The organism is Mesorhizobium sp. M8A.F.Ca.ET.202.01.1.1, assembly GCF_004791595.1.
GTDB lineage: Bacteria > Pseudomonadota > Alphaproteobacteria > Rhizobiales > Rhizobiaceae > Mesorhizobium.
Genome location: NZ_SRUN01000235.1, coordinates 1 through 303, shown reverse-complemented (window position 1 = coordinate 303; position 303 = coordinate 1). Strand labels below are relative to the sequence as shown.

Annotated in this window: 2 pseudogenes; both read right to left on the bottom strand. The window is 64.4% G+C overall.

Annotated elements, in window-relative coordinates:
- A pseudogene (locus EN845_RS34650) lies at window positions 1-144 on the bottom strand (inositol monophosphatase); the annotation flags it as partial.
- A 22-nt stretch (window positions 145-166) separates the two neighbouring features.
- Window positions 167-303 (bottom strand): annotated as a pseudogene (locus tag EN845_RS34645) (elongation factor P); the annotation flags it as partial.

Genomic DNA, 303 nt, shown 5'->3' with positions numbered 1-303 from the left:
CTTGCGGTCGGCCTGGCTGACATAGTCGCCAGGTCCCTTCATCGAGACCTGCAGGTTCTGCACCTCGCCGAAATCGCGCGACAGGGACCGGCCGGCCTTCATCGCGGCCTGGACCATCACATTGAGGAGAGCGGAGCGCGCCATTTTTCTTCCTGCTTCCGGCCGTTCAGTCTGCGCGGCGTACGTAGGTGATTTCGTTGGTGTCGACGATGATGCGCTCGCCGGCCGAGATGAAGGGCGGCACGAGAACGCGGACGCCGTTTTCCAGAACCGCGGGCTTGTAGGAGGAGGCCGCCGTCTGGC